General features: G+C 70.6%; 27 protein-coding genes. 9 read left to right on the plus strand and 18 right to left on the minus strand.

Going from position 1 to position 26199, the window contains the following annotated elements:
* Positions 1 to 8 precede the first annotated feature (8 nt).
* The 10 genes from FM076_RS07055 to FM076_RS07100 form a co-directional block, all read right to left on the minus strand.
* The gene (locus FM076_RS07055; protein ID WP_173869062.1) at positions 9 to 566 is read right to left on the minus strand and encodes a TetR/AcrR family transcriptional regulator; all 558 of its coding nucleotides are present in this window, start codon (positions 564 to 566) and stop codon (positions 9 to 11) included.
* A complete protein-coding gene (locus tag FM076_RS07060) occupies positions 566 to 886 on the minus strand; it encodes a DMT family transporter (RefSeq protein WP_173869063.1) in 321 nt (106 codons plus the stop codon). Before FM076_RS07060 ends, FM076_RS07055 begins: the two co-directional genes overlap by 1 nt.
* A gap of 103 nt (positions 887 to 989) precedes the next feature.
* Positions 990 to 1319, minus strand: coding sequence for a metal-sulfur cluster assembly factor (locus FM076_RS07065; RefSeq protein WP_173869065.1), 330 nt, complete (start codon positions 1317 to 1319; stop codon positions 990 to 992).
* Positions 1316 to 1822 carry a Fe-S cluster assembly sulfur transfer protein SufU gene (sufU, locus tag FM076_RS07070; RefSeq protein WP_173869066.1) on the minus strand — a complete coding sequence of 169 codons (507 nt, stop codon included), beginning with the start codon at positions 1820 to 1822 and terminating at the stop codon, positions 1316 to 1318. The genes FM076_RS07065 and sufU overlap by 4 nt, the downstream gene beginning before the upstream one ends.
* Before the next feature lie 9 nt (positions 1823 to 1831).
* Complete coding sequence (locus FM076_RS07075) at positions 1832 to 3088, minus strand: SufS family cysteine desulfurase (protein ID WP_173869068.1); 1257 nt, start codon at positions 3086 to 3088, stop codon at positions 1832 to 1834.
* Positions 3085 to 3849 carry a Fe-S cluster assembly ATPase SufC gene (gene sufC, locus FM076_RS07080; RefSeq protein WP_173869070.1) on the minus strand — a complete coding sequence of 255 codons (765 nt, stop codon included), beginning with the start codon at positions 3847 to 3849 and terminating at the stop codon, positions 3085 to 3087. The genes FM076_RS07075 and sufC overlap by 4 nt, the downstream gene beginning before the upstream one ends.
* Before the next feature lie 7 nt (positions 3850 to 3856).
* Positions 3857 to 4183, minus strand: coding sequence for a non-heme iron oxygenase ferredoxin subunit (locus tag FM076_RS07085; RefSeq protein WP_173869072.1), 327 nt, complete (start codon positions 4181 to 4183; stop codon positions 3857 to 3859).
* A complete protein-coding gene (sufD, locus tag FM076_RS07090) occupies positions 4180 to 5361 on the minus strand; it encodes a Fe-S cluster assembly protein SufD (protein WP_173869074.1) in 1182 nt (393 codons plus the stop codon). The genes FM076_RS07085 and sufD overlap by 4 nt, the downstream gene beginning before the upstream one ends.
* A gap of 152 nt (positions 5362 to 5513) precedes the next feature.
* Positions 5514 to 6935, minus strand: coding sequence for a Fe-S cluster assembly protein SufB (gene sufB, locus FM076_RS07095; protein ID WP_173869076.1), 1422 nt, complete (start codon positions 6933 to 6935; stop codon positions 5514 to 5516).
* Positions 6932 to 7801, minus strand: a complete 870-nt coding sequence (locus FM076_RS07100) for a helix-turn-helix transcriptional regulator (protein WP_173869078.1) — start codon at positions 7799 to 7801, stop codon at positions 6932 to 6934. Before FM076_RS07100 ends, sufB begins: the two co-directional genes overlap by 4 nt.
* 247 nt (positions 7802 to 8048) lie before the next feature.
* Between FM076_RS07100 and FM076_RS07105 the strand changes: the two genes are divergently transcribed.
* The 4 genes from FM076_RS07105 (at position 8049) to FM076_RS07120 (ending at position 11597) form a co-directional block, all read left to right on the plus strand.
* Positions 8049 to 8975, plus strand: a complete 927-nt coding sequence (locus FM076_RS07105; protein ID WP_173869080.1) for an ABC transporter ATP-binding protein — start codon at positions 8049 to 8051, stop codon at positions 8973 to 8975.
* An 86-nt stretch (positions 8976 to 9061) separates the two neighbouring features.
* Positions 9062 to 9841, plus strand: a complete 780-nt coding sequence (locus FM076_RS07110; protein WP_173869082.1) for an ABC transporter permease — start codon at positions 9062 to 9064, stop codon at positions 9839 to 9841.
* Positions 9842 to 10103: 262 nt separating this feature from the next.
* Positions 10104 to 11153 carry a COX15/CtaA family protein gene (locus FM076_RS07115; RefSeq protein WP_173869083.1) on the plus strand — a complete coding sequence of 350 codons (1050 nt, stop codon included), beginning with the start codon at positions 10104 to 10106 and terminating at the stop codon, positions 11151 to 11153.
* Positions 11154 to 11273: 120 nt separating this feature from the next.
* Positions 11274 to 11597 carry a hypothetical protein gene (locus FM076_RS07120; RefSeq protein WP_173869084.1) on the plus strand — a complete coding sequence of 108 codons (324 nt, stop codon included), beginning with the start codon at positions 11274 to 11276 and terminating at the stop codon, positions 11595 to 11597.
* Positions 11598 to 11747: 150 nt separating this feature from the next.
* Here the strand turns inward: FM076_RS07120 and FM076_RS07125 are convergent, their stop codons facing one another.
* A complete protein-coding gene (locus FM076_RS07125; RefSeq protein WP_173869086.1) occupies positions 11748 to 12707 on the minus strand; it encodes a heme o synthase in 960 nt (319 codons plus the stop codon).
* Positions 12708 to 13159: 452 nt separating this feature from the next.
* Between FM076_RS07125 and tkt the strand changes: the two genes are divergently transcribed.
* The 5 genes from tkt (at position 13160) to pgl (ending at position 20012) form a co-directional block, all read left to right on the plus strand.
* The gene (gene tkt, locus FM076_RS07130; protein ID WP_173869088.1) at positions 13160 to 15235 is read left to right on the plus strand and encodes a transketolase; all 2076 of its coding nucleotides are present in this window, start codon (positions 13160 to 13162) and stop codon (positions 15233 to 15235) included.
* Positions 15236 to 15356: 121 nt separating this feature from the next.
* Positions 15357 to 16475, plus strand: coding sequence for a transaldolase (gene tal, locus FM076_RS07135; protein ID WP_173869089.1), 1119 nt, complete (start codon positions 15357 to 15359; stop codon positions 16473 to 16475).
* A gap of 5 nt (positions 16476 to 16480) precedes the next feature.
* The gene (zwf, locus tag FM076_RS07140) at positions 16481 to 18016 is read left to right on the plus strand and encodes a glucose-6-phosphate dehydrogenase (protein ID WP_173869090.1); all 1536 of its coding nucleotides are present in this window, start codon (positions 16481 to 16483) and stop codon (positions 18014 to 18016) included.
* A complete protein-coding gene (gene opcA / locus FM076_RS07145) occupies positions 18013 to 19248 on the plus strand; it encodes a glucose-6-phosphate dehydrogenase assembly protein OpcA (protein ID WP_173869092.1) in 1236 nt (411 codons plus the stop codon). The genes zwf and opcA overlap by 4 nt, the downstream gene beginning before the upstream one ends.
* Complete coding sequence (gene pgl / locus FM076_RS07150) at positions 19245 to 20012, plus strand: 6-phosphogluconolactonase (protein WP_173869093.1); 768 nt, start codon at positions 19245 to 19247, stop codon at positions 20010 to 20012. The genes opcA and pgl overlap by 4 nt, the downstream gene beginning before the upstream one ends.
* 25 nt (positions 20013 to 20037) lie before the next feature.
* On the opposite strand, the gene FM076_RS07155 is transcribed toward pgl, so the two are convergent.
* From FM076_RS07155 to FM076_RS07185, 7 genes are all read right to left on the minus strand, one after another.
* Positions 20038 to 20754 carry a hypothetical protein gene (locus FM076_RS07155; protein ID WP_173869095.1) on the minus strand — a complete coding sequence of 239 codons (717 nt, stop codon included), beginning with the start codon at positions 20752 to 20754 and terminating at the stop codon, positions 20038 to 20040.
* Complete coding sequence (locus FM076_RS07160; protein WP_173869096.1) at positions 20649 to 21104, minus strand: hypothetical protein; 456 nt, start codon at positions 21102 to 21104, stop codon at positions 20649 to 20651. The genes FM076_RS07155 and FM076_RS07160 overlap by 106 nt, the downstream gene beginning before the upstream one ends.
* Before the next feature lie 157 nt (positions 21105 to 21261).
* Positions 21262 to 22917 carry a glucose-6-phosphate isomerase gene (gene pgi, locus FM076_RS07165; RefSeq protein ID WP_173869097.1) on the minus strand — a complete coding sequence of 552 codons (1656 nt, stop codon included), beginning with the start codon at positions 22915 to 22917 and terminating at the stop codon, positions 21262 to 21264.
* 298 nt (positions 22918 to 23215) lie between these two features.
* Positions 23216 to 23551 carry an RNA polymerase-binding protein RbpA gene (locus tag FM076_RS07170; protein WP_162465822.1) on the minus strand — a complete coding sequence of 112 codons (336 nt, stop codon included), beginning with the start codon at positions 23549 to 23551 and terminating at the stop codon, positions 23216 to 23218.
* A gap of 247 nt (positions 23552 to 23798) precedes the next feature.
* Entirely contained in the window at positions 23799 to 24029 is a 231-nt protein-coding gene (secG, locus tag FM076_RS07175; protein WP_173869098.1) for a preprotein translocase subunit SecG, read from the minus strand.
* 149 nt (positions 24030 to 24178) lie between these two features.
* The gene (gene tpiA, locus FM076_RS07180; protein ID WP_173869099.1) at positions 24179 to 24955 is read right to left on the minus strand and encodes a triose-phosphate isomerase; all 777 of its coding nucleotides are present in this window, start codon (positions 24953 to 24955) and stop codon (positions 24179 to 24181) included.
* A gap of 5 nt (positions 24956 to 24960) precedes the next feature.
* Complete coding sequence (locus tag FM076_RS07185; protein WP_173869100.1) at positions 24961 to 26172, minus strand: phosphoglycerate kinase; 1212 nt, start codon at positions 26170 to 26172, stop codon at positions 24961 to 24963.
* Between the last annotated feature and the right edge of the window lie 27 nt (positions 26173 to 26199).

The following is a 26199-nucleotide window of genomic DNA, read 5'->3' on the forward strand; positions in this document are numbered from 1 at the left end:
CGGGGCGGTCACTCCCCGTCACCGCCCTCGCCGAGGACCCTGGCGAGGGCGGCGCGGACCTCCGCCCGGTCGAAGGGCCGGTCGGTGAGCAGCAGCTGGAGCAGCAGTCCGTCGATGAGCGCGACCAGGGCGCGGGCGGTGGCCAGGTCGGCGGTGTGGGGGGCCAGCGCCCGCACCATGTCGTCCAGCCAGGCGGCGGCCACCGGCTGGAGCAGGGGGCGGCGCAGCGCCGCCAGGTACAGCTCGTACTCCAGCCGTATGCGGCCCCGGCCGCCCGAGGCGTACTCCTCCAGCAGCCGGGTGAGCCCGTCCGCCAGCGGCACGCCCCCGGCCAGTTCGCGGCCCCACGCCTCGATGGCGGTCTGCGGCTCGCAGTTGACCTGTTCCAGGGCGGCCAGCAGGAGATCGTCCAGGGTCGCGAAGTGGTAGGTCGTCGAGCCCAGGGGGACGTCGGCCTCGGCGGCCACCGTGCGGTGGCTGAGGGCCGCGATGCCCTTGAGTTCCACGATGCGGATGGCCGCGTCGATGATGCGCTGCCGCCGCTCGGGGTCGTACCGCCGTCCCATCAGTGGGCTCCTCCCAGGTTGAGGACGACGACGCCGCAGATCACCAGCAGCAGGCCGAGGAGCTTCAGCGCGGTGACCGCCTCGCCGATGAACACCATCCCGATCAGTGCGATGGCCGCCGTCCCCGCGCCGGACCAGATGGCGTAGGCGGTGCCCACCGGCATGGTCTTGAGGGTGTGTGCGAGCAGCAGGAAGGCGACGACGTATCCGGCGGCGGTGAGCAGCGAGGGCACCAGTTTGCTGAAGCCGTCGCTGTACTTCATCGCCGTCGTGCCCAGCACCTCGGCGAGGATCGCGCCCGCGAGCGTCACATAGACCATACGTACGAGCGTACACAACGGGCGGCGGCCGGACCGCGGCGCGCGAACGGCCGCGCACCCGGTGGGTGCGCGGCCGTTGCGCAGGGCTGACGGCAGGCGGGACTCAGACGTTGAAGCCCAGGGCCCGCAGCTGCTCGCGGCCGTCGTCGGTGATCTTGTCGGGACCCCACGGCGGCATCCAGACCCAGTTGATCCTCAGCTCGTTGACGATGCCCTCGGTGGCCGAACGGGCCTGGTCCTCGATGACGTCGGTCAGCGGGCAGGCCGCCGAGGTGAGCGTCATGTCGATCGTCGCCACGTTCGTGTCGTCGATGTGGATGCCGTAGACCAGGCCGAGGTTGACGACATCGATGCCCAGCTCGGGGTCGACGACGTCCATCATCGCCTCGCGGACCTCGTCCTCGCTCGCGGGCTTGGTGGTCATCTCGGTCATGCGGTCCTCTCCTTGGCCGAGTCGGCTTCGGTCGAGCCCGGCGCCTGCGCCGTCGCCTCTGCCCCGCCGAACGCCTGCGCCGTCGCGTCCTTCCAGGCCATCCAGCTCAGCAGGGCGCACTTCACCCGCGCCGGGTACTTCGAGACCCCGGCGAACGCCACGGCGTCCTCCAGCAGGTCCTCCATGGTGTCGTCCGGCTCCAGCTGGCCCTTGGACTGCATCAGCTCCAGGAAGCTCTCCTGGATCCTGCGGGCCTCGGCCAGGTCCTTGCCGACCAGCAGCTCGTTGAGCACCGAGGCGCTGGCCTGGCTGATGGAACAGCCCTGGCCCTCGTACGACACGTCCTCGATCCTGTCGCCGTCGTAGCGCACCCGCAAGGTGATCTCGTCGCCGCAGGTCGGGTTGACGTGGTGCACTTCGGCATCGCCGTCGCGCAGCCCGCGCCCGTGCGGGTTCTTGTAGTGGTCCAGGATGACGTCCTGGTACATCGAGTCCAGCTTCACCGACAGCCCCTATGCGAAGAAATTCCGAACGTGTTCCAGTCCGTCCGCCAGGGCGTCCACCTCGGCGGGCGTGGAGTACAGATAGAACGACGCTCGTGTCGTCGCGGGAATTCCGTAGCGCAGGCAGACGGGGCGTGCGCAGTGGTGGCCGACACGGATCGCGATGCCCTGCTCGTCCAGCACCTGGCCCACGTCGTGCGGGTGGATGTCACCGAGCGTGAAGGAGATCGTCGCGCCGCGGTCCTCGGCCGTGGTGGGGCCGATGATCCGCAGGTCGGGGATGTCCTTCAGCCGGCGCACGGCGTACTCCGTCAGCGCGTGCTCGTGCTGCTGGACGCGGTCCATGCCGATCGACGTCAGGTAGTCCACCGCCGCGCCGAGGCCGACCGCCTGGGCGATCGGCGGAGTGCCCGCCTCGAACTTGTGCGGAGCCGGAGCGTACGTCGACGCGTGCATCGTGACGGTCTCGATCATCTCCCCGCCGCCGAGGAACGGCGGCAGGTCGTTGAGCAGCTCCTGGCGTCCCCACAGCACGCCGATGCCGGTGGGGCCGCACATCTTGTGCCCGGTGAAGGCCACGAAGTCCGCCTGGAGGGCCTGCACGTCCAGCGGCATGTGGGGGGCCGCCTGGGAGGCGTCCACCACGACCAGCGCGCCGACCTCCTGCGCCCGCCGCACGATGTCCTCGACGGGGTTGAAGGTGCCCATGATGTTGGAGACGAGCGTGAGCGCGACCACCTTGGTGCGCTCCGTGATCAGCTCCTCGATCCCGGCCAGGTCGAGCCGGCCCTCGTCGGTGAGGCCGAACCACTTCAGCTTCGCGCCGGTGCGCTGCGACAGCAGCTGCCACGGGACGATGTTGGAGTGGTGCTCCATCTCCGTGATGACGATCTCGGTGTCCCGCTCGACGCGGTAGGGCTCGTCGGCCCAGCCGAGCATGTTCGCCACCAGGTTCAGCGACTCCGAGGCGTTCTTGGTGAAGATCACCTCGTCGCGGCTGGGCGCGTTGACGAACGCGGCGACCTTGTCGCGCGCGCCCTCGTACAGCGCCGTGGCCTCCTCGGCCAGCACGTGCACGCCGCGGTGGACGTTGGCGTTGTGCTTCTCGTAGTAGTCGGCCAGCGCGTCGAGTACCTGGGTCGGCTTCTGCGAGGTCGCCGCGTTGTCCAGGTAGACGAGTTTGCGCCCGTCGTGCACCTGGCGGTCCAGGACGGGGAAGTCCTTACGGATCGCGTCGGTGTCGAGCAGGCCCGGGAGCTGTGTCACGCAGTGGCACCACCCTTCACGTACTGCTCGTAGCCCTCTTCCTCCAGCTTGTCGGCCAGCTCCGCGCCGCCGGACTCGACGATGCGGCCCTTGGCGAACACATGCACGTGGTCGGGCTTGATGTAGCGGAGGATACGGGTGTAGTGCGTGATCAGCAGGGTGCCGACCTCGCCGGTCTCGCGGACCCGGTTGACGCCCTCGGACACCACGCGCAGCGCGTCCACGTCGAGGCCGGAGTCGGTCTCGTCCAGGATCGCGATCTTCGGCTTGAGCAGCTCCAGCTGGAGGATCTCGTGGCGCTTCTTCTCACCGCCGGAGAAGCCCTCGTTCACGTTGCGCTCGGCGAACTTCGGGTCGATGGAGAGCCGCTCCATGGCCTCCTTGACCTCCTTGACCCAGGTCCGCAGCTTGGGGGCCTCACCGCGGACGGCGGTGGCGGAGGTGCGCAGGAAGTTGGAGACGGAGACACCGGGGACCTCGACCGGGTACTGCATGGCGAGGAAGACGCCGGCGCGGGCGCGCTCGTCGACGGACATCTCCAGGACGTCCTCGCCGTCGAGCTTCACGGAGCCGCCGGTGACGGTGTACTTCGGGTGGCCGGCCAGCGAGTACGCCAGCGTGGACTTGCCCGAACCGTTCGGGCCCATGATCGCGTGCGTCTCGCCCTGCTTCACGGTCAGGTCGACGCCGCGCAGGATCTCGTTCGGGCCGCCCTCGGTCTCGACGGAGACGTGCAGGTCGTTGATCTCAAGCGTTGCCATGGGGACTTCAGGACTCCTGTGTGACGGAGACGAGCACATCGTCCCCTTCGATCTTTACGGGGTACACGGGGACGGGGCGGGTGGCGGGCAGCCCCGAGGGCTTGCCGGTCCGCAGGTCGAAGCGCGAGCCGTGCAGCCAGCACTCGATCGTGCAGTCCTCCACATCGCCCTCCGACAGCGACACGTTCGCGTGCGAGCAGATGTCGTTGATGGCGAACACCTCGCCCTCCGTGCGGACGACGGAGACCGGGACACCGCCCAGCTCCACCCGCAGCGGGGTGTCCTCCTCCAGCTCGCTGAGCGACGCGACGCGCTCGAAGCCTTCCTCGCTCATGAGACGGACGCCTCCAGTTCGGCATCGATCTTGGCGAGCAGCCGCTCCTCCAGGTCGGGCAGGCCGATCTGCTGGACCAGTTCGGCGAAGAAGCCGCGCACCACCAGGCGGCGCGCCTCGCGCTCCGAGATGCCGCGCGCCATCAGGTAGAACAGCTGCTCGTCCTCGAAGCGGCCGGTCGCCGAGGCGTGTCCGGCGCCGACGATCTCGCCGGTCTCGATCTCCAGGTTCGGCACCGAGTCGACGCGCGCGCCGTCGGTGAGGACCAGGTTCCGGTTCAGCTCGTAGGTGTCGGTTCCGGTGGCCGCCGCCTGGATGATCACATCCCCGATCCACACCGCGTGCGCGTCCTCGCCCTGGAGCGCACCCTTGTAGGCGACGTTGCTGCGGCAGTTGGGGGTGTCGTGGTCCACCAGGAGACGGTGCTCCTGGTGCTGGCCGGCGTCGGTGAAGTACAGCCCGTACAGCTCGGCCTCGGCGCCGGGGCCGCCGTAGCTGACCCGCGGGTTGAGCCGCACCAGGTCGCCGCCGAAGGTGACCACGACGGACTTGAACGTCGCGTCGCGGCCGACCAGCGCGTTGTGCTGCGAGCAGTGCACGGCGGTGTCGTCCCAGTCCTGCACCGAGACCACGGTCACCTTGGCGCCGTCGCCGACGACGAACTCGACGTTGGCCGAGCGCACCGCGTCACCGGTGTGGTCGATGACGATGACGGCCTCGGCGAAGGCGCCGATGTCGAAGACCGTGTGCCCGTAGGTGACACCGCCCTCGCCGTGCAGGCTCACCCGCACCGGCTCGGTCAGCACCGCGTCCTTGGGCACCGTGATGACGGACGCCTTCTCGAAGGAGGAGAACGCCTGGGCCGCCACCCGGTCCACCGGCTTGCCGGCGCGGCCGATGCGCGCGTCGTCCCGGGAGACGGACTCGACGATGACACCGTCGGGCGCCGAGACGTCCACCTTGATGCTGCCGGACGCCTGCGCGGTGCCGTCGTGCAGGCCCCCCAGCCGGTCGAGCGGAGTGAAGCGCCACTCCTCCTCGCGGCCGTGCGGCACCGGGAAGTCCGCCACGTCGAAGGACGGCGGCGCGCTCATCCTCGTGGCGGTGGTGGACTCTGCGGCCACCGCGATGGCTCCGGCGGTGCTGGAGCCAGCCGGAATGTTCTGGGCCTCAGCCATGGGTCTCGTTCTGCTCGCTTCCTGGGTGAGAAATCTTGTCCGCCGCCTGCGGATGCCCCCCGGCCGGAGGCTGGGGGGCTCAGCCACGGCGGTGCGGGTCCGGCGGCATCAGGACGGCAGCACCCGAGAGTTCGACCGCTGCCGGGACGGCACTAGCCGACCGCGCCCTCCATCTGCAGCTCGATCAGCCGGTTCAGCTCCAGGGCGTACTCCATGGGCAGCTCCTTGGCGATCGGCTCGACGAAACCGCGCACGATCATCGCCATGGCCTCGTCCTCGGCCAGACCGCGGCTCATCAGGTAGAAGAGCTGGTCGTCGCTGACCTTGGAGACGGTCGCCTCGTGCCCCATCGTCACGTCGTCCTCACGGACGTCGACGTAGGGGTAGGTGTCCGAACGCGAGACGGTGTCGACCAGCAGCGCGTCGCACAGCACGTTGGACTTGGAGCCCTCGGCGCCCTCGCCGATCTCGATGAGACCGCGGTAGGAGGTGCGGCCGCCGCCCCGGGCCACCGACTTGGAGACGATGTTCGAGGAGGTGCGGGGGGCCATGTGGACCATCTTGGCGCCCGCGTCCTGGTGCTGGCCCTCGCCGGCGAAGGCGACGGACAGCGTCTCGCCCTTGGCGTGCTCACCCATCAGGTAGACCGCCGGGTACTTCATCGTCACCTTGGAGCCGAGGTTGCCGTCGACCCACTCCATGGTCGCGCCCTCGTAGGCCACGGCGCGCTTGGTGACCAGGTTGTAGACGTTGTTCGACCAGTTCTGGATCGTCGTGTAGCGGCACCGGCCGCCCTTCTTGACGATGATCTCCACCACGGCCGAGTGCAGCGAGTCCGAGTTGTAGATCGGCGCCGTGCAGCCCTCGACGTAGTGGACGTAGGCGTCCTCGTCGACGATGATCAGCGTCCGCTCGAACTGGCCCATGTTCTCGGTGTTGATCCGGAAGTAGGCCTGGAGCGGGATGTCCACGTGCACGCCCTTCGGCACGTAGATGAACGAACCGCCCGACCACACCGCCGTGTTCAGCGCGGCGAACTTGTTGTCGCCGGCCGGGATGACGGTGCCGAAGTGCTCCTGGAACAGCTCGGGGTGCTCGCGCAGCGCGGTGTCCGTGTCCAGGAAGATGACGCCCTGCTTCTCCAGGTCCTCACGGATCTGGTGGTAGACGACCTCCGACTCGTACTGCGCGGCGACGCCGGCGACCAGGCGCTGCTTCTCCGCCTCCGGGATACCGAGCTTGTCGTAGGTGTTCTTGATGTCCTCGGGCAGGTCCTCCCAGGTCTGGGCCTGCTTCTCGGTGGACCGGACGAAGTACTTGATGTTGTCGAAGTCGATACCCGACAGGTCCGAGCCCCAGTTCGGCATCGGCTTCTTCTCGAAGAGCTTGTGACCCTTGAGCCGGAGCTTGAGCATCCACTCGGGCTCGTTCTTCTTCGCGGAGATGTCGCGGACGACCTCCTCGGAGAGCCCGCGCTTGGCTGCTGCGCCCGCGGCGTCGGGGTCGGCCCAGCCGTACTCGTACTTGCCCAGCCCCTCGAGCTCGGGGTGAGCAGTCTCCGTGGGAGCAGTCATGCGGGGTTCCTCCCGGCCTTGTTCGCTGTGGTGGCGGTGCTGGCTTTGCTGGTCTTGGGTGGTGCTGCGGTCTTCCGCGGCGGTGGCGCCGGGATCTGCGGCCGCGCCGGGGCGCCCTGTGCCGCGGTCTTCGGCTGTGCCCCGGGGATGAAGGTCGTACACACCCCGTCGCCGTGCGCGATGGTCGCCAGGCGCTGTACGTGCGTACCGAGCAGGCGGGAGAAGACCTCTGTCTCCGCCTCGCACAGCTGGGGGAACTGCTCCGCCGTATGGGCCACCGGGCAGTGGTGCTGGCAGAGCTGCTCGCCGGCCTGCCCGGGGGCTTCCCGCGCCGTGGCAGCGTACCCGTCCTCGGACAGGGCCCGTGCCAGCGCCCGGGCGCGGTCCTTGGGCGGCACGCCGGCGAGCGCCGCGTGGTACTTGGCGGCCTGCGCCTCGACGCGGGCACGGGCGAAGGCCGCGACCGCCGCGTTCCCGACCTCCCCGCCGCCCGCCTGCTGGGCGATCCAGCGCAGGGCGTCGGCGGCGAGCTGGTCGTACGCCTGGTCGAAGGCGTCCCGGCCGCAGTCGGTGAGGGCGAACACCTTGGCGGGACGGCCCCGGCCACGCGACCCGTAGACCCGCTTGGCGCGAGCCTCCACGACGCCCTCGGCGACGAGCGCGTCGAGGTGGCGGCGGACGGCCGCCTGGGTCAGCTGAAGGCGCAGCGCCAGCTCGGCCGCGGTGGACGGACCGTGGTCGAGAATGGAGCGCGCGACCTTGTTCCTGGTGCCGTGCTGTTCATCCTGGGTGGTCTGTGCACTCTGGATGCCATCTGATGTGGAGGGACCGGGCGCGGCGGCCTCGCCGGTGGCCTGTGCGGCCATCGGTCGGTCCTCCCGAGCCTTCTCCCTCTTTTTCACAACGTCATTGTTGCTTAATTCCGCTGACCCCGGCAAGCGCCACCTCTGGCCAGGCCCCATGGGGTGTATCACGTAAGGCGTACCTAACCCGCGCGCCCGTGAGCCCCCAGGCGAAGCACCCGCGACGCCCCGCACCGGCCCTCTCCCCGTCCTCGCCCCCTCGGGAAGCCCCCGGCGAAAGCGCCGTGAGCGGCTCCTTAGACTGCCTTGCATGCGAAGTGCAGCGGCCGTGGAAGTCGCGGGGCTGGTGAAGCGGTACGGCGGCAGGACCGCCGTCGACGGACTCGACCTGACCGTCGCGCCCGGCACCGTCACCGCGTTCCTCGGCCCCAATGGCGCGGGCAAGACCACCACCATCGAGACCTGCGAAGGCTACCGCCGTCCGGACGGCGGCACCGTCCGGGTGCTGGGCCTGGACCCGGTCACCCAGGGAGCCGAGCTGCGGCCGCGGATCGGGGTGATGCTCCAGAGCGGCGGGATCTACCCCACGGCGCGGGCCGAGGAGACCCTGCGCCACATGGCCACCCTGCACGCGCACCCGCTGGACGTGCCCGCCCTCGTCGAACGCCTCGGCCTGGGCGGCTGCGGCCGCACGCCCTACCGCCGGCTGTCCGGCGGCCAGCAGCAGCGCCTCGCGCTCGCGCTGGCCCTGGTCGGCCGCCCTGAACTGGTGTTCCTGGACGAGCCCACCGCCGGACTGGACCCCCAGGCCCGGCACGCCACCTGGGACCTGGTCCGCGAGCTGCGCGCCGACGGTGTGACCGTGGTACTGACGACGCACTACATGGAGGAGGCCGAAGAGCTGTCCGACGATGTGGCCATCGTCGACGGCGGCAAGGTCATCGCCCAGGGCGCGCCCGACGTGCTGTGCAAGGGCGGCGCGGAGAACACCCTCCGCTTCACCGGACGCCCCGGCCTCGACCTCCCCTCGCTGCTCAAGGCCCTCCCCGCGGAGACCACCGCGGTGGAGACCGGCCCCGGCAGCTACCGGCTCACCGGCACCGTCGACCCCCAGCTGCTCGCCACCGTCACCTCCTGGTGCGCCCAGAACGGCGTCCTCCCGGACCGCATCTCGGTGGAACGCAGGACGCTGGAGGACGTCTTCCTGGAGTTGACGGGGAAGGAGCTGCGCGCATGAGGCAGCCCTTCTCGCCCGGCCGGGGGCCCGAGGGGTCGCCCCTCGGGGGATCGCAGCGTGGAGTCGACGGGGAAGGAGCCGGCCTCATGAGTGGTCCGGTCGGTACCGGGACGTACGCGCCCGCACCGGGGGCCGCGCCGCTGCCGCGCATGGTGCGGGCCCAGGCGTGGCTGGAGACGCGCACCCAGCTGCGCAACGGGGAGCAGCTGCTGCTCACCGTCATCATCCCGACCCTGCTGCTGGTGCTCTTCAGCGCGGTCGACATCGTCGACACGGGCGCCGGCTCGCGGGTGGACTTCCTGGCGCCCGGCATCCTCGCGCTGGCGATCCTCTCGACCGCCTTCACGGGCCAGGCCATCGCCACCGGCTTCGAGCGCCGCTACGGCGTCCTCAAGCGGCTCGGCGCCTCGCCGCTGCCCCGCTGGGGGCTGATGACGGCCAAGACCTGCTCCGTGCTGGTGATCGAGGCCCTCCAGGTGCTGCTGCTGACACTGGTGGCGCTCGCGCTGGGCTGGGCGCCGCACGGGAACCCGGCCACCGTGCTGCTCCTGCTCCTGCTGGGCACGGCGGCCTTCTCCGGGCTCGGCCTGCTGATGGCGGGCACGCTCAAGGCCGAGGCCACGCTCGCGGGGGCCAACCTGGTCTTCATCCTGCTGCTGGTCGGCGGAGGCGTGATCGTCCCGCTGGACAAGTTCCCCGACGCCGCGCGGCAGGCGCTGGAGCTGCTGCCGATCTCGGCCCTGTCCGACGGTCTGCGCGAGGTGCTCCGGCACGGCGCCGGGGTGCCGTGGGGCGACCTGGGCGTCCTGGCGGTGTGGGCCGTGCTGGGGCTGGGCGCCGCGGCGCGTTTCTTCAAGTGGGAGTGAGCCTTCCGCTCCTCACATGGAGTGGGTCTCCTTCTTCACGTGGGAGTGGGTCTCCCGCCGGCGGTGAGTCAGACACGGGCGCTTCCCTTTCCCGTCCTTGCCGGCCCTTCCCGTCCTTGCCGGCCCTTTCCGCCCTTGCCGCCCCTTCCCGTCTTCCGTTTTCCGTTTTCCGTCCCGAGTCCGGGAGGGGCTCCGCCCGGTGGCGGGCCGCGTAGGGAGCCCCTCGTGAAAGCGCGCACAAGCGGCGCCCTACGATGTCCCCGTGCCGAAACTGCTCGAACTCGTACGTAACCCCATCGCGTACATCGCCGCGCGCTGGACCCCCTCGCCCCGCACCGTGGAGCGAGCGGCCTTCCTCGCGCTGCTGATGAGCATCGTCATCGTCGTCACCGGCGGAGCCGTACGGCTCACCGGGTCGGGGCTGGGCTGCGACACCTGGCCCAAGTGCAGCGACGACTCCCTCACCACCACCTCCGAGATGGGCGTCCACGGCGCCATCGAGTTCGGCAACCGCCTGATGACCTGGGTGGTCTCCGCCGCCGCGGGCTGGACCATCATCGCCGTACGGGCGGCCAAGCCCGCCCGCAAGGGACTGAGCCGGCTCGCCTGGTCGCAGTTCTGGGTCATCATGAGCAACGGCGTCGTCGGCGGCGTCACGGTATGGGTGAAGCTGAACCCGTTCGTGGTCGCCGCCCACTTCCTGGCCGCCACGGCACTGCTGACCGTCACCACTCTCACCTGGCTGCGCACCCGTGAGGGCGACGACCGGCCCCGCCCCCTGGTGGGGAAGCCCGTCAAGAAGCTCACTCGTGTACTGGTTTTCTTCGCCGGCTGCCTCATCGTGGCCGGCACCGTCGCCACGGGTGCGGGGCCGCACGCCGGCGACAGCAGCGAGGTGAAGCGCATGCCTGTCCCCGTCGAGGTGGCGACCCACACGCACGCCGTCTTCGCCTGGATCGTGGTGGCCCTCGCGGTGCTGCTGTACGCGGGCCTGCGCGTCATGGACGCGCCCATGGGACCCCGGCGCACCGCGCGCAACCTGATCCTGGTGCTGCTCGCGCAGGGCGCCATCGGGTACGTGCAGTACTTGACCGACCTGCCCGAGCTGCTGGTCGGCGCCCATCTGCTGGGCTCGACGCTGGTGTGGATCGGCGTCCTGCGGGTGCTGCTGTCCACGCGCGAGCGCGGGGCGTCCCCGTCGGCCGACGGGACGCCGGACACCCCGGAGGAGGGCTCCGTCAGCGAGGGCGCCCTCGCGGCGGGTACGGGCACGGAGACGGGCGCCGCGCCGGCGCCCGCGGGCAGCCGCTGAACGGTACGCCGCAAGCGCGCCGCCGTTCCGTGCCGCAGGGGCGCCGCCGCTCCGCAGGGACAGGTGCCGGCCGCCCTTCCCCTCTCGCCCGTTCGGCTACCCGCCGGTAGCATCTGCCGCATGGCAGCAGCAGACAGCAGTAAGCAGGCGGCCCGGCTCGCCAAGTGGATCGGTTCCTTCGCACGGCGGCACGGCGGAAGCGCCGAGGGGCAGATCGCCTATGTGGGCCAGAAGGGCTTCCGTATCTCCCTGGTCGCCCAGGACGGCACCTGGGGCGACCTGATGGCTCCCTCCAAAGAGGTCGCGGAGGCCGCCGTGGAGAGGGCCGGGATCACCGTCAAGGAGAGCTTCGACGGGGAGATGGCCGAGCGCATGAGGACCGGCCCGTACGAGTGGTCCCGGATGGCGGGCATCCAGTTGGGCGGCCCGGCCAGCAGCCGGTAGCGGGCCGCGGCGCGCCATGCCGGCGGGGGCACCCGTGCAGGGCACACATGGGCGCCCGCGCGGACATACACGTAAGGGCGCCCTCCAGGGCAGGAGGGCCCCCTTACGTGTATGTCCTACGTGATGTCCGGGGTGCGCCCCGGGGCCGTCTCAGCGGAGGAACGGGTCGATCGCCACCGCTGCGAACAGCAGCGACACGTAGGTGATCGACCAGTGGAAGAGCCGCATCTCCTTCAGCTTGGCGCCGGTCAGCCCGGCGCGGGCGCGGGCTCGCAGGGCGTGCGCCTCCCACAGCCACAGGCCGCCCGACAGGACGGCGACCAGCGGGTAGAACCAGCCGACGTACCCGAGGGGCCACAGCAGCAGGGAGACGAGCACCATCGCCCAGCTGTAGACGACGATCTGGGTGGAGACGGTGATGTTGTTGGCGATGGCCGGGAGCATCGGCACGCCGGCCCGCTGGTAGTCCTCCTTGACCTTCATGGACAGCGGCCAGTAGTGCGGCGGCGTCCAGAAGAAGATCACCAGGAAGAGGATGAGGGCGGCCCAGCTGACCTCGTTCTTGACGGCGGACCAGCCGATGAAGACGGGCATGCAGCCGGCGATGCCGCCCCACACGATGTTCTGCGACGTGCGGCGCTTGAGGATCATCGTGTAGACGATGACGTAGAAGAGGAGCGCGCCCAACGAGAGCGCGGCCGACAGCCAGTTGACCAGCAGTCCGAACAGCAGGGTCGAGACCACGGCGAGGGTGATGCCGAAGACCATGCACTCCCAGGGGCGGACCATGCCGGTGACCAGCGGGCGGCGCTCGGTGCGGTGCATCAGCGCGTCGATGTCGCGGTCGATGTACATGTTCAGCGCCGCGGCACCGCCGGCGGACAGGTAACCGCCGACGCAGGTGATCACGACGAGCTTCAGGTCCGGCACGCCCCGGGCTGCCAGGAACATGACCGGGATGGTGGTCATGAGGAGCAGTTCGACGACCCGCGGCTTGGTCAGCTCGATGAACGCCTTGACACGGGCACCGAGCGGCCGATGGCCGCTGGGCTCCACCGCCCCCGCGGGACGGGATTCGACGGCCGTCACGGACACCCCTGATCGCCTCATAAGGAACCAGCGAGCTCGCGGAACGGGCGCACAGCAGGTAAAGGTGCAGGCCCGGGTCAAGCTCGCGCGTACCACGCCACTTTAGACGTTGGCGATACCCCGCCCGTCATGGGGGGTCGCCCGTGTTGGGCCCGTGGGCGCCGCCCGTGTCGGGTGCCGTGGACGGGGGAACACGGGGCCGGAGGGCGGACGGCCGGGCCGACGGTCCGTGTTCGACAGGCGAATACAGGGAACAGACGTCAGCCTGGGAGTGGCATCACGGCACCCGGGCCGCCAATCGGTGGGAATAGCACATATCTCTCCCGGCGTTCTGCTGAGTGTCGGCCGGGGCGCGGTGGTGTCCAGCCAGTGACCTGTCGAAAAGTCGCACGTCCCGGCAGCGGTACGCTCGACACCGCCCGGTGAGCGCACACACCGGCCATCGAACATGTGGAGAGGAGCCCTGACGCAGGGTGAGCACCAAGCCGACCACCACAGATCTTGAGTGGACCGACCTGGACCAGCAGGCCGTGGACACGGTCCGCGTCCTGGCCATGGATTCCGTGCAGAAGGTCGGTAACGGCCATCCCGGTACGGCCATGAGCCTGGCCCCCGTCGCCTACCTGCTCTACCAGAAGCTGATGCGTCACGACCCGACCGATCCGGACTGGACCGGGCGTGACCGCTTCGTCCTCTCCGCGGGTCATTCGAGCCTCACGCAGTACATCCAGCTCTTCCTGGCCGGCTACGGCCTGGAGATGGACGACCTCAAGGCGTTCCGCACCTGGGGCAGCCGCACGCCGGGCCACCCGGAGCACGGCCACACGGCCGGCATCGAGACGACGACGGGCCCGCTGGGCCAGGGCATCTCCAACGCGGTCGGCATGGCGATGGCCGCACGCTACGAGCGCGGGCTGTTCGACCCTGAGACCCCCGCGGGTGAGTCCCCGTTCGACCACACCATCTGGGTCATCGCCAGCGACGGCGACCTGGAGGAGGGTGTCTCCGCCGAGGCATCCTCGCTCGCGGGCCACCAGAAGCTCGGCAATCTGATCGTGCTGTGGGACGACAACCACATCTCGATCGAGGGCGACACGGCGACCGCGTTCTCCGAGGACACCGTCAAGCGGTACGAGTCCTACGGCTGGCACGTGCAGCGCGTCGACCAGCAGGAGGACGGCGACCTCGACCCGAAGGCGCTGTACAAGGCGCTCAAGGCGGCGCAGGCCGAGACCGAGCGCCCCTCCTTCATCGCCATGCGCTCCATCATCGCCTGGCCGGCCCCCAACGCCCAGAACACCGAGGCCGCGCACGGCTCGGCGCTCGGCGAGGAAGAGGTCGCCGCCACCAAGCGGGTGCTGGGCTTCGACCCGGACAAGCACTTCTTCATCTCCGACGAGGTCTTCGCCCACGTCCGCAAGGCCAGCGACCGCGGCCGCGAGATGCAGGCCGAGTGGGAGAAGCGGATGGCCAAGTGGCGCGAGGCCAACCCGGAGCGCGCCGCCGAGTTCGACCGCATCCGCGAGGGCCGGCTGCCCGAGGGCTGGGAGAAGGCGCTGCCCGTCTTCCCCGCGGGCGAGTCCGTGGCCACCCGCAAGGCGTCCGGCAGTGTCCTGAAGGCCCTCGGCCCGGTCATCCCGGAGCTGTGGGGCGGTTCCGCGGACCTGGCGGGCTCGAACAACACGACGTTCGCCAAGACCTCCTTCCTCCCGGAGGGCAACCCGCTGACCGGTGCCGACCCGTACGGGCGTACCGTGCACTGGGGCATCCGCGAGCACGCGATGGGTTCGACGATGAACGGCATCGCACTGCACGGCAACACGCGGATCTACGGCGGGACCTTCCTGGTCTTCTCCGACTACATGCGGCCGGCCGTCCGGCTCGCCGCGCTGATGAAGGCGCCGGTCACCTACGTGTGGACGCATGACTCCATCGGCCTGGGCGAGGACGGCCCGACGCACCAGCCGGTCGAGCACCTCTCCGCGCTGCGTGCCATCCCCGGCCTCAATGTCGTCCGTCCCGCGGACGCCAACGAGACCGCGCAGGCGTGGGCGGAGATCATGCGCCGCCACGGGAGCAAGCCGGCACCGCACGGCCTCGCGCTCACCCGGCAGGGTGTGCCGACCTACGAGGCCAACCCGGCCACGGCCAAGGGCGGTTACGTGATGTTCGAGGCCGAGGGCGGTCACCCGCAGGTCATTTTGATGGGTACCGGCTCCGAGGTGCAGCTCGCCGTCGAGGCGCGCGAGCGGCTCCAGGAGCAGGGCATCCCGACGCGGGTCGTCTCCATGCCGTGCCTGGAGTGGTTCGAGGAGCAGGAGCAGTCCTACCGCGACAGCGTCCTGCCGCCGGACATCAAGGCGCGCGTCGCCGTCGAGGCCGGTGTGGGGCTGACCTGGCACCGGTACGTGGGCGAGGCGGGCCGGATCGTGTCGCTGGAGCACTTCGGTGCCTCGGCCGACGGCAAGGTCCTCTTCAAGGAGTTCGGCTTCACCGCGGAGGCCGTTCAGCTGGCGGCGAAGGAGTCGCTGGAGGCGGCAGCCCGCTGACGGGCCGAGGTCCCCGGGACTTCCTCGGGGAAGCACCCCGGCCGGGCGGCGCACCCAGTGGTGCACCGCCCGGCACGCCCCGACACAACACAAGCCAACAAGCACAGGAGATGCGAATCCCATGACAGACGCACTGAAGCGCCTCTCCGACGAAGGCGTCGCGATCTGGCTGGACGACCTGTCGCGCAAGCGCATCACGTCGGGCAACCTCGGCGAACTGATGGACGAGCACCACGTGGTCGGCGTGACCACCAACCCGACGATCTTCCAGAAGGCGATCTCGGCGGGCGACGGCTACGAGCAGCAGGTCTCCGACCTGGCGGCGCGCCGCGTCACCGTCGAGGAGGCCGTCCGCATGATCACCACGGCGGACGTCCGCGACGCCGCCGACGTCCTGCGCCCGGTCTACGACGCGACCGGCGGCAAGGACGGCCGGGTCTCCATCGAGGTGGACCCGCGCCTGGCGCACAACACGAAGGCCACCATCGCCGAGGCCCGCCAGCTGGCCTGGCTGGTGGACCGGCCCAACACCTTCATCAAGATCCCGGCCACCGAGGCCGGTCTCCCCGCGATCACCGAGACGATCGGCAAGGGCATCAGCGTCAACGTCACGCTGATCTTCTCGCTGGAGCGCTACCGGGCGGTCATGGACGCCTACATGGCGGGTCTGGAGAAGGCCAAGAGCCTGGGCCTGGACCTGTCGGAGATCCACTCCGTCGCCTCGTTCTTCGTCTCCCGCGTGGACACCGAGGTCGACAAGCGGCTGGCGGCGGTCGGCACCGACGAGGCCAAGGAGCTGAAGAGCAAGGCGGCCATCGCCAACGCGCGACTGGCCTACCGCGAGTACGAGCGGGTCATCGCCTCGGACCGGTGGCAGGCCCTGGAGAAGGCCGGCGCCAACCAGCAGCGCCCGCTGTGGGCGTCGACCGGCGTGAAGGACCCCGAGCTGCCCGACACGCTGTACGTGACCGAGCTGGTCGCCCCCAACACCGTCAACACCATGCCGGAGGCCACCCTCCAGGCCGTCGGTGACCACGGGAAGATCGAGGGCGACAAGGTCCGCGGCAGCTACGAGGACGCGCAGGCCGTCCTCGACGCCGTCGCCAAGCTCGGCATCTCCTACGACGACGTCGTCAAGGTGCTGGAGGACGAGGGCGTGCAGAAGTTCGAGGACTCCTGGACCGCCCTGCTCAAGTCCACGGAGGCCGAACTCGTGCGCCTCGCCCCGAAGGAGGCGTAACCGAATTGAACAACGTCAGCGGTGCGAGCAACCCGCTGCGTGACGCCCAGGACCGACGGCTCCCGCGCATCGCGGGGCCGTCGGGCCTGGTCATCTTCGGCGTCACGGGCGATTTGTCACGGAAAAAGCTGATGCCGGCGGTGTACGACCTCGCCAACCGCGGGCTCCTCCCCCCGGGCTTCTCCCTCATCGGCTTCGCCCGGCGCGACTGGGAGGACGAGGACTTCGCCCAGGTCGTGCACGACGCCGTCAAGGAGCACTCCCGCACCCCCTTCCGCGAGGAGGTGTGGCAGCAGCTCGCGCAGGGCATGCGCTTCGTCCCCGGCGAATTCCACGACGACGAGGCGTTCGAGACGCTGCGGAGGACCATCGAGGAACTCGACAAGTCCCGCGGCACCGGCGGCAACTTCGCCTTCTACCTCTCCGTCCCGCCCAAGTTCTTCCCCACGGTCGTCTCCCAGCTCAAGAAGCACGGCCTCTCCGACGCCGGGCCCGGCTCCTGGCGGCGCGCCGTCATCGAGAAGCCGTTCGGCCACGACCTGAAGTCGGCGCAGGAACTCAACGCCGTCATCCACGAGGTCTTCCGCGCCAGCGAGGTCTTCCGGATCGACCACTACCTCGGCAAGGAGACGGTCCAGAACATCCTGGCCATCCGCTTCGCCAACACGATGTTCGAACCGCTGTGGAACCGCAGCTACGTCGACCATGTGCAGATCACCATGGCCGAGGACATCGGCATCGGCGGCCGCGCCGGCTACTACGACGGCATCGGCTCGGCCCGCGACGTCATCCAGAACCACCTCCTCCAGCTGCTCGCCCTGACCGCCATGGAGGAACCCACCTCCTTCGACGCCAAGGCGCTGGTGACCGAGAAGCTGAAGGTCCTCAACTCCGTACGGCTGCCGAAGGACCTGGGCAAGTACACCGTCCGCGGCCAGTACGCCGCCGGCTGGCAGGGCGGCGAGAAGGTGCCCGGCTACCTCGATGAGGAGGGCATCGACCCCCACTCGAAGACCGACACCTACGCCGCCATCAAACTGGAGATCGACAACCGCCGCTGGGCGGGCGTCCCCTTCTACCTCCGCACCGGCAAGCGCCTGGGCCGCCGCGTCACCGAGATCGCGGTCGTCTTCCAGCGCGCCCCCCACTCCCCCTTCGACGCCACCGACACCCAGGAGCTGGGCCAGAACGCGCTGGTCATCCGCGTCCAGCCGGACGAGGGCGTCACCATCCGCTTCGGCTCCAAGGTGCCCGGCACCCAGATGGAGATCCGGGACGTGACCATGGACTTCGCCTACGGCGAGTCCTTCACCGAGTCCAGCCCCGAGGCGTACGAGCGGCTCATCCTCGACGTCCTGCTCGGTGACGCGAACCTCTTCCCCCGGCACCAGGAGGTCGAACGCTCCTGGGAGATCCTCGACCCGATCGAGGAGTACTGGGACAAGCACGGCAAGCCCGAGCAGTATCCCGCCGGCACCTGGGGACCCCAGGCGGCCGACGAGATGCTCGCACGCGACGGACGGATTTGGCGGCGGCCATGAACATCGACCTGACGGACACCACGTCCAGCCGCATCAACGCCGAACTGGTCAAGGCGCGCCGGTCCCTCGGCTCGCCGGCCATGGGCATGGTGCTGACCCTCGTCATCGTCACCGACGAGGGCAACCACTACGACGCGCTCAAGGCCGCCAGCGGCGCCTCCAAGGAACACCCCTCCCGCATCCTCGTCGTCGTCCGCCGCCCCGGACGCTCCCCCCGCGACCGGGCACAGCACCGGCTCGACGCCGAGGTCCGCGTCGGCGCCGGCGTCGGCGAGGCCGGTTCCGGGGAGACGGTCATCCTGCGGCTGCACGGCGAACTCGCCCTGCACGCCCACAGCGTCGTCCTGCCGCTGCTGCTGCCGGACGCTCCCGTGGTCGTGTGGTGGCCCGAGGACGCACCCGAGAACCCCGCCGAGGACGCCCTGGGCAAGCTGGCCCAGCGGCGCATCACCGACGCGGCGGCCACCGAGGACCCGGTCGGCGCGCTCAGCCTCCGCGCCTCCACCTACGCACCCGGCGACACCGACCTGTCCTGGACCCGCATCACCCCCTGGCGCAGCATGCTCGCCGCCTCCCTCGACCAGAAGGACACCGCCATCCAGTCGGCCGTCGTCGAGGGCGAGGAGTACAACCCCTCCAGCGAACTGCTCGCCCTCTGGCTCGCCGAACGCCTGCGCGTCCCCGTCGAACGCCAGATCTCCGACGGCCCCGGCATCACCGCCGTACGCCTGGAGACCGCCGACGGCCAGATCTGCCTGGACCGCGCCGACGGCGCCCTGGCCGAACTCGCCGTCCCCGGCCAGCCCGACCGGCACGTCGCCCTCCAGCGACGCAGCACGGCCGAACTGCTGGCCGAGGAACTGCGGCGGCTCGACCCCGACGAGGCGTACGCCGAGGCGGTGCGCTTCGGCGTCAACAAGATCGCGGGCCCCGACCCCGCCCACCCCACCCCGGCAGCACCGGCACCCGCCCCCCAGGAAGCCTCCGGAATCGACCCCGAGGCGATGACCGGCGCTCCGGCCGGCGCGGCGGGCGAAGCGACGGCCGGAGAGGGCGGCCGAGCGGATGGCGGAGCGGGCGCCGGAGCGAGTGCCGGAGCGAGTGGTGGAGCCGGCTCCCAGACCCCGGCCAGGAAGACGGCGACCCGGACTCGCACGTCCAAGAACCAGGGCAAGGGCACGGACAAGAAGACGGGCAAGGCGGACACGGCAGACAAGAAGGCGGACAAGTGAGCGCGGCCGGACGCGAGGTGCTCGTACACCCCGACAAGGACGCGCTCGCCCGGGCCACCGCGGAAAGGCTCATCGCACGCCTGGCCGACGCGCAGGACACCCGCGGCACGGCGTCCGTCGTCCTGACCGGAGGACGCAACGGCAACGCCCTGCTGGGCGCGCTCGCCTCCTCGGGCGACCGCGACCGGATCGACTGGTCCCGGCTGGACGTGTGGTGGGGCGACGAGCGGTTCCTCCCCGAGGGGGACCCGGAACGCAACCACACCCAGGCACGCGAGGCCCTGCTGGACAGCGTCCCGCTGGACCCCGCGCGCATCCACGTGATGCCGCCCTCGGACGGCCCCTACGCGGGGGACGCCGAAGCCGCGGCCGAGGCCTACGCCACCGAGCTGGCCGCGGCGGCGGGCGGCAACCCGGCGAAGGTGCCCGCCTTCGACGTCCTCCTCCTCGGCGTCGGCCCCGACACCCACGTCGCCTCCCTCTTCCCGGAGCATCCCGCCCTGCGCGAGACGGAGCGGACGGTCGTCGGCGTCCACGCGGCGCCCAAGCCGCCGCCCACCCGGCTGACCCTCACCCTGCCCGCCATCCGAGCGGCGGAAGAGGTCTGGCTCCTTGCGGCCGGGGACGACAAGGCCGATGCCGTCGCCCTGGCCCTCTCGGGCCCGGGCGAACTCCAGGCCCCGGCCGCGGCCGTGCGCGGGCGCTCCCGCACCCTGTGGCTCCTCGACCACACTGCGGCCTCCCGCCTGCCCGCCACCGACTGAGAGGGGCCGGGGGTGTGCACACCACTCACCCCCACCCCCTCACACGGCAACCTCTTCTCCACCTCCCCCATAGCCACCTGAACCAGCCTCCCCAACGGCTCCCGAAGCTTCTTCCAGTCGGCGTCGAACTTGTAGGCGCTGACAGGCCGTGCAGGACGGACTGGAGGTGTTCGGCGGAGCAGGCGTGCTGGGAAGCGGCGATCGCCCCGTAGGCGTGGGGGTCCCGCGCCACCGCGCCGAGGAAGGCGTGGAGTTCGGCGGCGCCGAAGCCGGCGGGGGCACCCGTGACGGGCAGGTCGTCGCGGTACATGGCGCGCCGCACGTCGCCGGGGTACTCGGCGATCATGCGGCCCGGGGCGGGTCGCAACCGGTATCCGGCGGAGCCGAACGCGAGCCTTCGGCCGGTTCCGTCCCGGAAGACCGGCACGGCCGTGGCCGTGGCGAGGGAGGTGGGCAGGCCCCGCTCCGGCCTGCCGAGGACGGGGCTGTCCCCGCCGTGGCCGCCCGGCGGAGTGAGGCGGTGGGCGAGCCGCGTGGTGCCCTCGGGGCCGAGGGCGGCCAGCAGGGTGCGGGCGTACGCGGGGTCGTCGCCGTTCTCGCGCTGGAGGAAGTCGAGGCGGCGCGGTTCGGCGGGGCTCAGCTCCTCGCCGCGGGCCAGCTCGGCGTAGAGGGCGGCGGCACGGCGGCGTGTGCGGCGCCGGTGGAACCGGCCAGCGCGCCGTCGAAGCCGTCGGCCAGGCACCGGCCGTCGTCCGGCGGGTCGGTCCGGAGGGCGAACCGCAGGTTGTGGTCGGCGTCGCGGGTGTCCTGGATGGCGCGGGCGATCCGTTCGGTCCACTCCGTCTCGGCGTGCGGCCCGACGACCGCGGGCCCGGGGCCGGTGAGCGACCGGTCGGGGTCATGGGTGGAGCGGCGGGTGGATGAGATCGTCATCCCGGCGTCGCGCGCCTGGTCGCGCAGCCGCTCCAGGCGTCGCTTGTGGTCCTGGAGCGTCTCGTACGCCTCGTCCAGCAGTCTGCCGACCGCCCGTGCCTCGTCCCGCGCGCTCGCGAACTCCTCCAGCGTGGGTGCGGCTCTGTGCGCGGTAGGCACGCGCCGGCGGCTGGTTCCCGGGCCTGGGAGGAGGCCGAGCCTCATGCCCGGCTCACCCCATCGGGTGAGCGGAGGCCGCCGGGGGGACGCACAGGGGCGGGGCCTCACCGGCCCCGCCCCTCGGTCCCGCCTGCGCGGGCGTGCGAACCGAATGCGCTTATTCGGCGCGCCCCCGCAGCGAGCGGTAGCGCTGGACCAGTGCCGAGGTCGAGGGGTCGAGGCCGGTCACGTCCGCGCCCTCGGTGAGGGCGGGCTCCAGGCGCTTGGCGAGGACCTTGCCGAGTTCGACGCCCCACTGGTCGAAGGAGTCGATGTCCCAGATGGCGCCCTGGACGAACACCTTGTGCTCGTAGAGGGCGACGAGCTGGCCCAGCACGGAGGGGGTCAGCGCCGAGGCCAGGATGGTGGTGGTGGGGCGGTTGCCGGGGAAGGTGCGGTGCGGTACCTGCTCCTCCGGGACGCCCTCGGCGCGGACTTCCTCGGCCGTCTTGCCGAAGGCCAGGGCCTGGCCCTGCGCGAACATGTTGGCCATCAGCAGGTCGTGCTGGTCGCGCAGGCCGCCGAGTTCGGCGACGGGGTCGGCGAAGCCGATCAGGTCGGCCGGGATCATCTTGGTGCCCTGGTGCAGCAACTGGTAGTAGGCGTGCTGTCCGTTGGTGCCGGGGGTGCCCCATACGACGGGTCCGGTCTGCCAGTTCACCGGGCCGCCCCCGCGGGTGGTGGACTTCCCGTTGGACTCCATGTCCAGTTGCTGGAGGTAGGCGGTGAACTGGGACAGGTAGTGGCTGTAGGGCAGGACGGCGTGGGACTGCGCATCGTGGAAGTTGCCGTACCAGATGCCCAACAGGCCCATCAGCAACGGCGCGTTGGACTCGAAGGGCGCGGTGCGGAAGTGCTCGTCCATGAGGTGGAAGCCGGCGAGCATGTCACCGAAGCACTCGGGGCCGATGGCCACCATGAGGGAGAGCCCGATGGCCGAGTCGTACGAGTAGCGCCCGCCGACCCAGTCCCAGAACTCGAACATGTTGTCGGTGTTGATGCCGAACTCGGCGACCTTCTCCGCGTTGGTGGAGACGGCCACGAAGTGCTTGGCCACCGCCGAGGTGTCCCCGTCGAACGCGTTCAGCAGCCAGGCGCGGGCGGCCTTGGCGTTGGTGAGGGTCTCGACGGTGGTGAAGGTCTTGGAGGCGACGATGAACAGCGTCTCGGCCGGGTCGAGGTCCCTGACGGCCTCGTGCAGGTCGGCGCCGTCCACGTTGGAGACGAAGCGGAAGACCATGTCGCGGCGCGTGTACGGGCGCAGTGCCTCGTAGGCCATCTTCGGGCCGAGGTCGGAGCCCCCGATGCCGATGTTGACGATGTTCTTGATGCGCTTCCCGGTGTGCCCCTGCCAGTGGCCCTCGCGGATGCGGGTGGCGAACGTGCCCATGCGGATGAGGACTTGGTGCACCTTGGGCATCACGTTGTCGCCGTCCACGCGGACGGTGGCCGACTCGGGGGTACGCAGCGCGGTGTGCAGGACGGCGCGGTCCTCGGTGACGTTGATCTTCTCACCGTCGAACATGGCGTCGCGGAGCCGGGCCACGCCCGCCGCCTCGGCGAGCTGCCGCAGCAGGCGCAGCGTCTCGTCGGTGACCAGGTGCTTGGAGTAGTCGATGGTCAGGTCGCCGACCCGCACGGTGTAGCGCTCGGCACGCCCGGGGTCGTCGTCGAACAGCCGCCGCAGGTGCGTCCGTCCGAACTCCTCGCGGTGCTTGGACAGCGCCTGCCATTCGGGCATCTGGTCGAGCCGGGTGCGGCCTTCAGCGTTCATCAGCGAAATCAGCCCATTCCTCTCGTAATGATCCCCGCCGTCTCCAACCTAGACGATGGACGGCCCGGCCGCGCACCGCAGGGGCGGTGTACGGCCGGGCCGTCCATCGTTCGGTGCCATGGGGCGGCGCCGGCGTTCTCACGAGGGCTTCCGCTCGTCCTCACGGGCGCGGGGGGGCTTTCCCGGGCTCGTCCCCCGGGAGCTGCGCGTGCCGTGCGGGCCCCGGGCCATCGCCGTTCGCGCCCAGGCCCCGAGGGGCCGCGCGCCTGGGGCTCGGCCGGATCCCGCCCCGGAGCCTCTAGATCTCACCCCGGAGCTTGGCGAGCGCCTCGGCGAGGATCGCCTCGCCGTCCGCGTCGCTGCGCCGTTCGCGCACATAGGCGAGGTGTGTCTTGTACGGCTCCGTGCGGGGCGGGTCCGGGGGGTTGTCCCGGTCCTTCCCGGCTGGGAAGCCGCAGCGGGGACAGTCCCAGGTCTCGGGGATCTGCGCGTCGCTGGCGAAGCTCGGCTGGGTCTCGTGCCCGTTGGAGCACCAGAAGGAGATGCGGAGGCGGGGCGCGGACTCGCCTCGCTCGGCCTCGCCCATCGGCCCCGCTCCGACCCGGCTGCCCCGGATCGCGTTGCCACTTGCCACGGTCGTAACTCCCTGCCTCACGGTGCTACGGAGCATCGGCACATGCGCGCGCTCCGCTGCGGGCGCCCTAGTGTACGTAGGGCCCAACGCGCGCCCGGTGACCGGAGTTACTGCGTCGGTACCGGACGCGAGCCCTCATGATAGGCAGGGGACACGACACCCTGTCAGCTCTTGTGCAGGCGCCGCCTGTCGGATGTGCGCGCGGGAGCGGCTCGGCGGCGGCGCGGCGACGGCGTGCGGCGCGGCCTCAGTTGTCGAACTTCGTCAGCAGGCCGAGCACGACGATGAGGGCGAACCACACCAGGCCGACGACGACCGTGATCCGGTCGAGGTTGCGCTCGGCGACCGACGATCCACCGACGGAGGACTGCATTCCGCCGCCGAACATGTCGGAGAGGCCACCGCCCTTGCCCTTGTGCATCAGCACCAGCAGCAGCAGCAGCGCGCTGAAGACGATGAGGGCGATTGAGAACCCCATGACCACGGCTGGACCAACTCTCTCGGATCGTGGCTGGACACTTACGGTTGTTTGACACTCAGGGTGACGCGATGCTTACGGGGCCGGAGCGCGGGCCCCGGCCCCGTAAGCCTACGACGTGGGGCGGGCCCTCGTCACACGCCGTGGGCTCACTGGTCGCGGAACCGGACGATCTTGACGAACTCCTCCGCGTCCAGCGAGGCACCGCCGACCAGGGCGCCGTCGATGTCGGGCTGCGCCATGATCTTGGCGACGTTGCCCGACTTGACGGAGCCGCCGTACTGGATGCGGACCCGCTGCGCCGTCTCCTCGTCGTACAGCTCGGCCAGCCGGCCGCGGATCGCGCCGCAGACCTCCTGCGCGTCCTCCTCGCCGCAGACCTTGCCGGTGCCGATGGCCCAGACCGGCTCGTAGGCGATCACCAGTGAGGCGACGGACTCGGCCGGTACGTCCTTCAGGCCGCCGTCGACCTGGGCGAGGGTGTGGCCGACGTGGTTGCCGGCCTCGCGGACGGACAGCTCCTCGCCGACGCACACGATCGGGGTCAGCCCGTGCTGGAGGGCGGCCTTGACCTTGGCGTTGACGACGGGCTCGTCCTCGCCGTGGTACTGGCGGCGCTCGGAGTGGCCGATGGTGACATAGGTGCAGTTGAGCTTCGCCAGCATCGCACCGGAGATCTCACCGGTGTAGGCACCGGACTCGTGCGCCGAGAGGTCCTGGGCGCCGTACCTGATCTTCAGCTTGTCGCCGTCGACCAGCGTCTGCACGGAGCGCAGGTCGGTGAAGGGCGGCAGGACCGCGACCTCCACGGCCTCGTAGTCCTTGTCCGTGAGCGCGAAAGCGAGCTTCTGGACGTGGGCGATGGCCTCCAGGTGGTTGAGGTTCATCTTCCAGTTGCCCGCCATCAGCGGGGTGCGGGTGGGCATGGGGGTCAGTCCTCCAGTGCGGCGAGGCCGGGGAGCGTCTTGCCCTCGAGGTATTCGAGGCTGGCGCCGCCGCCGGTCGAGATGTGTCCGAACGCGTTCTCGTCGAAGCCCAGCTGCCGCACGGCGGCCGCGCTGTCACCGCCGCCGACGACCGTGAAGGCCGGGCTGTCGAGCAGGCCCTGCGCGACGGCCCTGGTGCCCGCGGCGAAGTCCGGGTGCTCGAAGACACCCATGGGGCCGTTCCAGAAGACCGTGGCCGCGTCGGCGAGCTTCGCGGCGTAGCGCTTACGGCTCTCCGGGCCGATGTCCAGGCCCTCCAGCTCCGCGGGGATCGCGTCCGCCGTGACCACCGCCGAGTTCGCGGGGGCCTTGGTCTTCAGGTCGGGGAACTCGGCCGCGGCCACCACGTCCACCGGCAGCACGAACTCCACGCCCAGCTGCTCGGCGCGGTCCAGATAGCCCTTGACCGCGGGGATCTGGTCCTCCTGAAGGAGCGACTTGCCCACCTCGTAGCCCTTGGCCGCCAGGAAGGTGTAGGCCATGCCGCCGCCGACGAGCAGCCGGTCGGCCTTGCCCAGCAGGTGGTCGATGACCCCGAGCTTGTCGGAGACCTTGGCGCCGCCGAGCACCACGGCGTACGGCCGCTCGACGTCCTCGGTGAGCTTCTTGAGGACACCGACCTCGGTGGCGATCAGGTACCCGGCCGCGTGCGGCAGGCGCGCCGGCAGGTCGTAGACCGAGGCGTGCTTGCGGTGGACGGCGCCGAAGCCGTCGCCCACGTAGGCGTCGGCCAGCGCGGCCAGCTGGTCGGCGAACGCGCCGCGCTCGGTGTCGTCCTTGCTGGTCTCACCGGCGTTGAAGCGGAGGTTCTCCAGCAGCGTGACCCCGCCGTCGGCGGTCCCGCCGACGGTGGCCTTCGCGCTGTCCCCCACGGTGTCGGTCGCGAACGCGACCTCGGTGCCGAGGAGTTCACCGAGCCGCTGCGCGACGGGCGCGAGCGAGAACTGCGGGTCCGGGGCGCCCTTGGGGCGGCCCAGGTGGGAGGCCACGATCACCCGCGCGCCGCTCTCGGCGAGCTTTTGGATCGTGGGGACGGCGGCGCGGATGCGGCCGTCGTCCGTGATGGTGTCGCCGTCGAGCGGGACGTTGAGGTCGGCGCGGACGAAGACCCGCTTGCCGGACACTCCGTCGCCGACGAGTTCGTCGATCGTCTTCATGGCTGGCTCCTGTCGAGGGGTCCGGGG

Origin of the sequence: Streptomyces albus subsp. chlorinus, from assembly GCF_013302895.1 — a bacterium.
GTDB classification, from domain to species: domain Bacteria; phylum Actinomycetota; class Actinomycetes; order Streptomycetales; family Streptomycetaceae; genus Streptomyces; species Streptomyces chlorinus.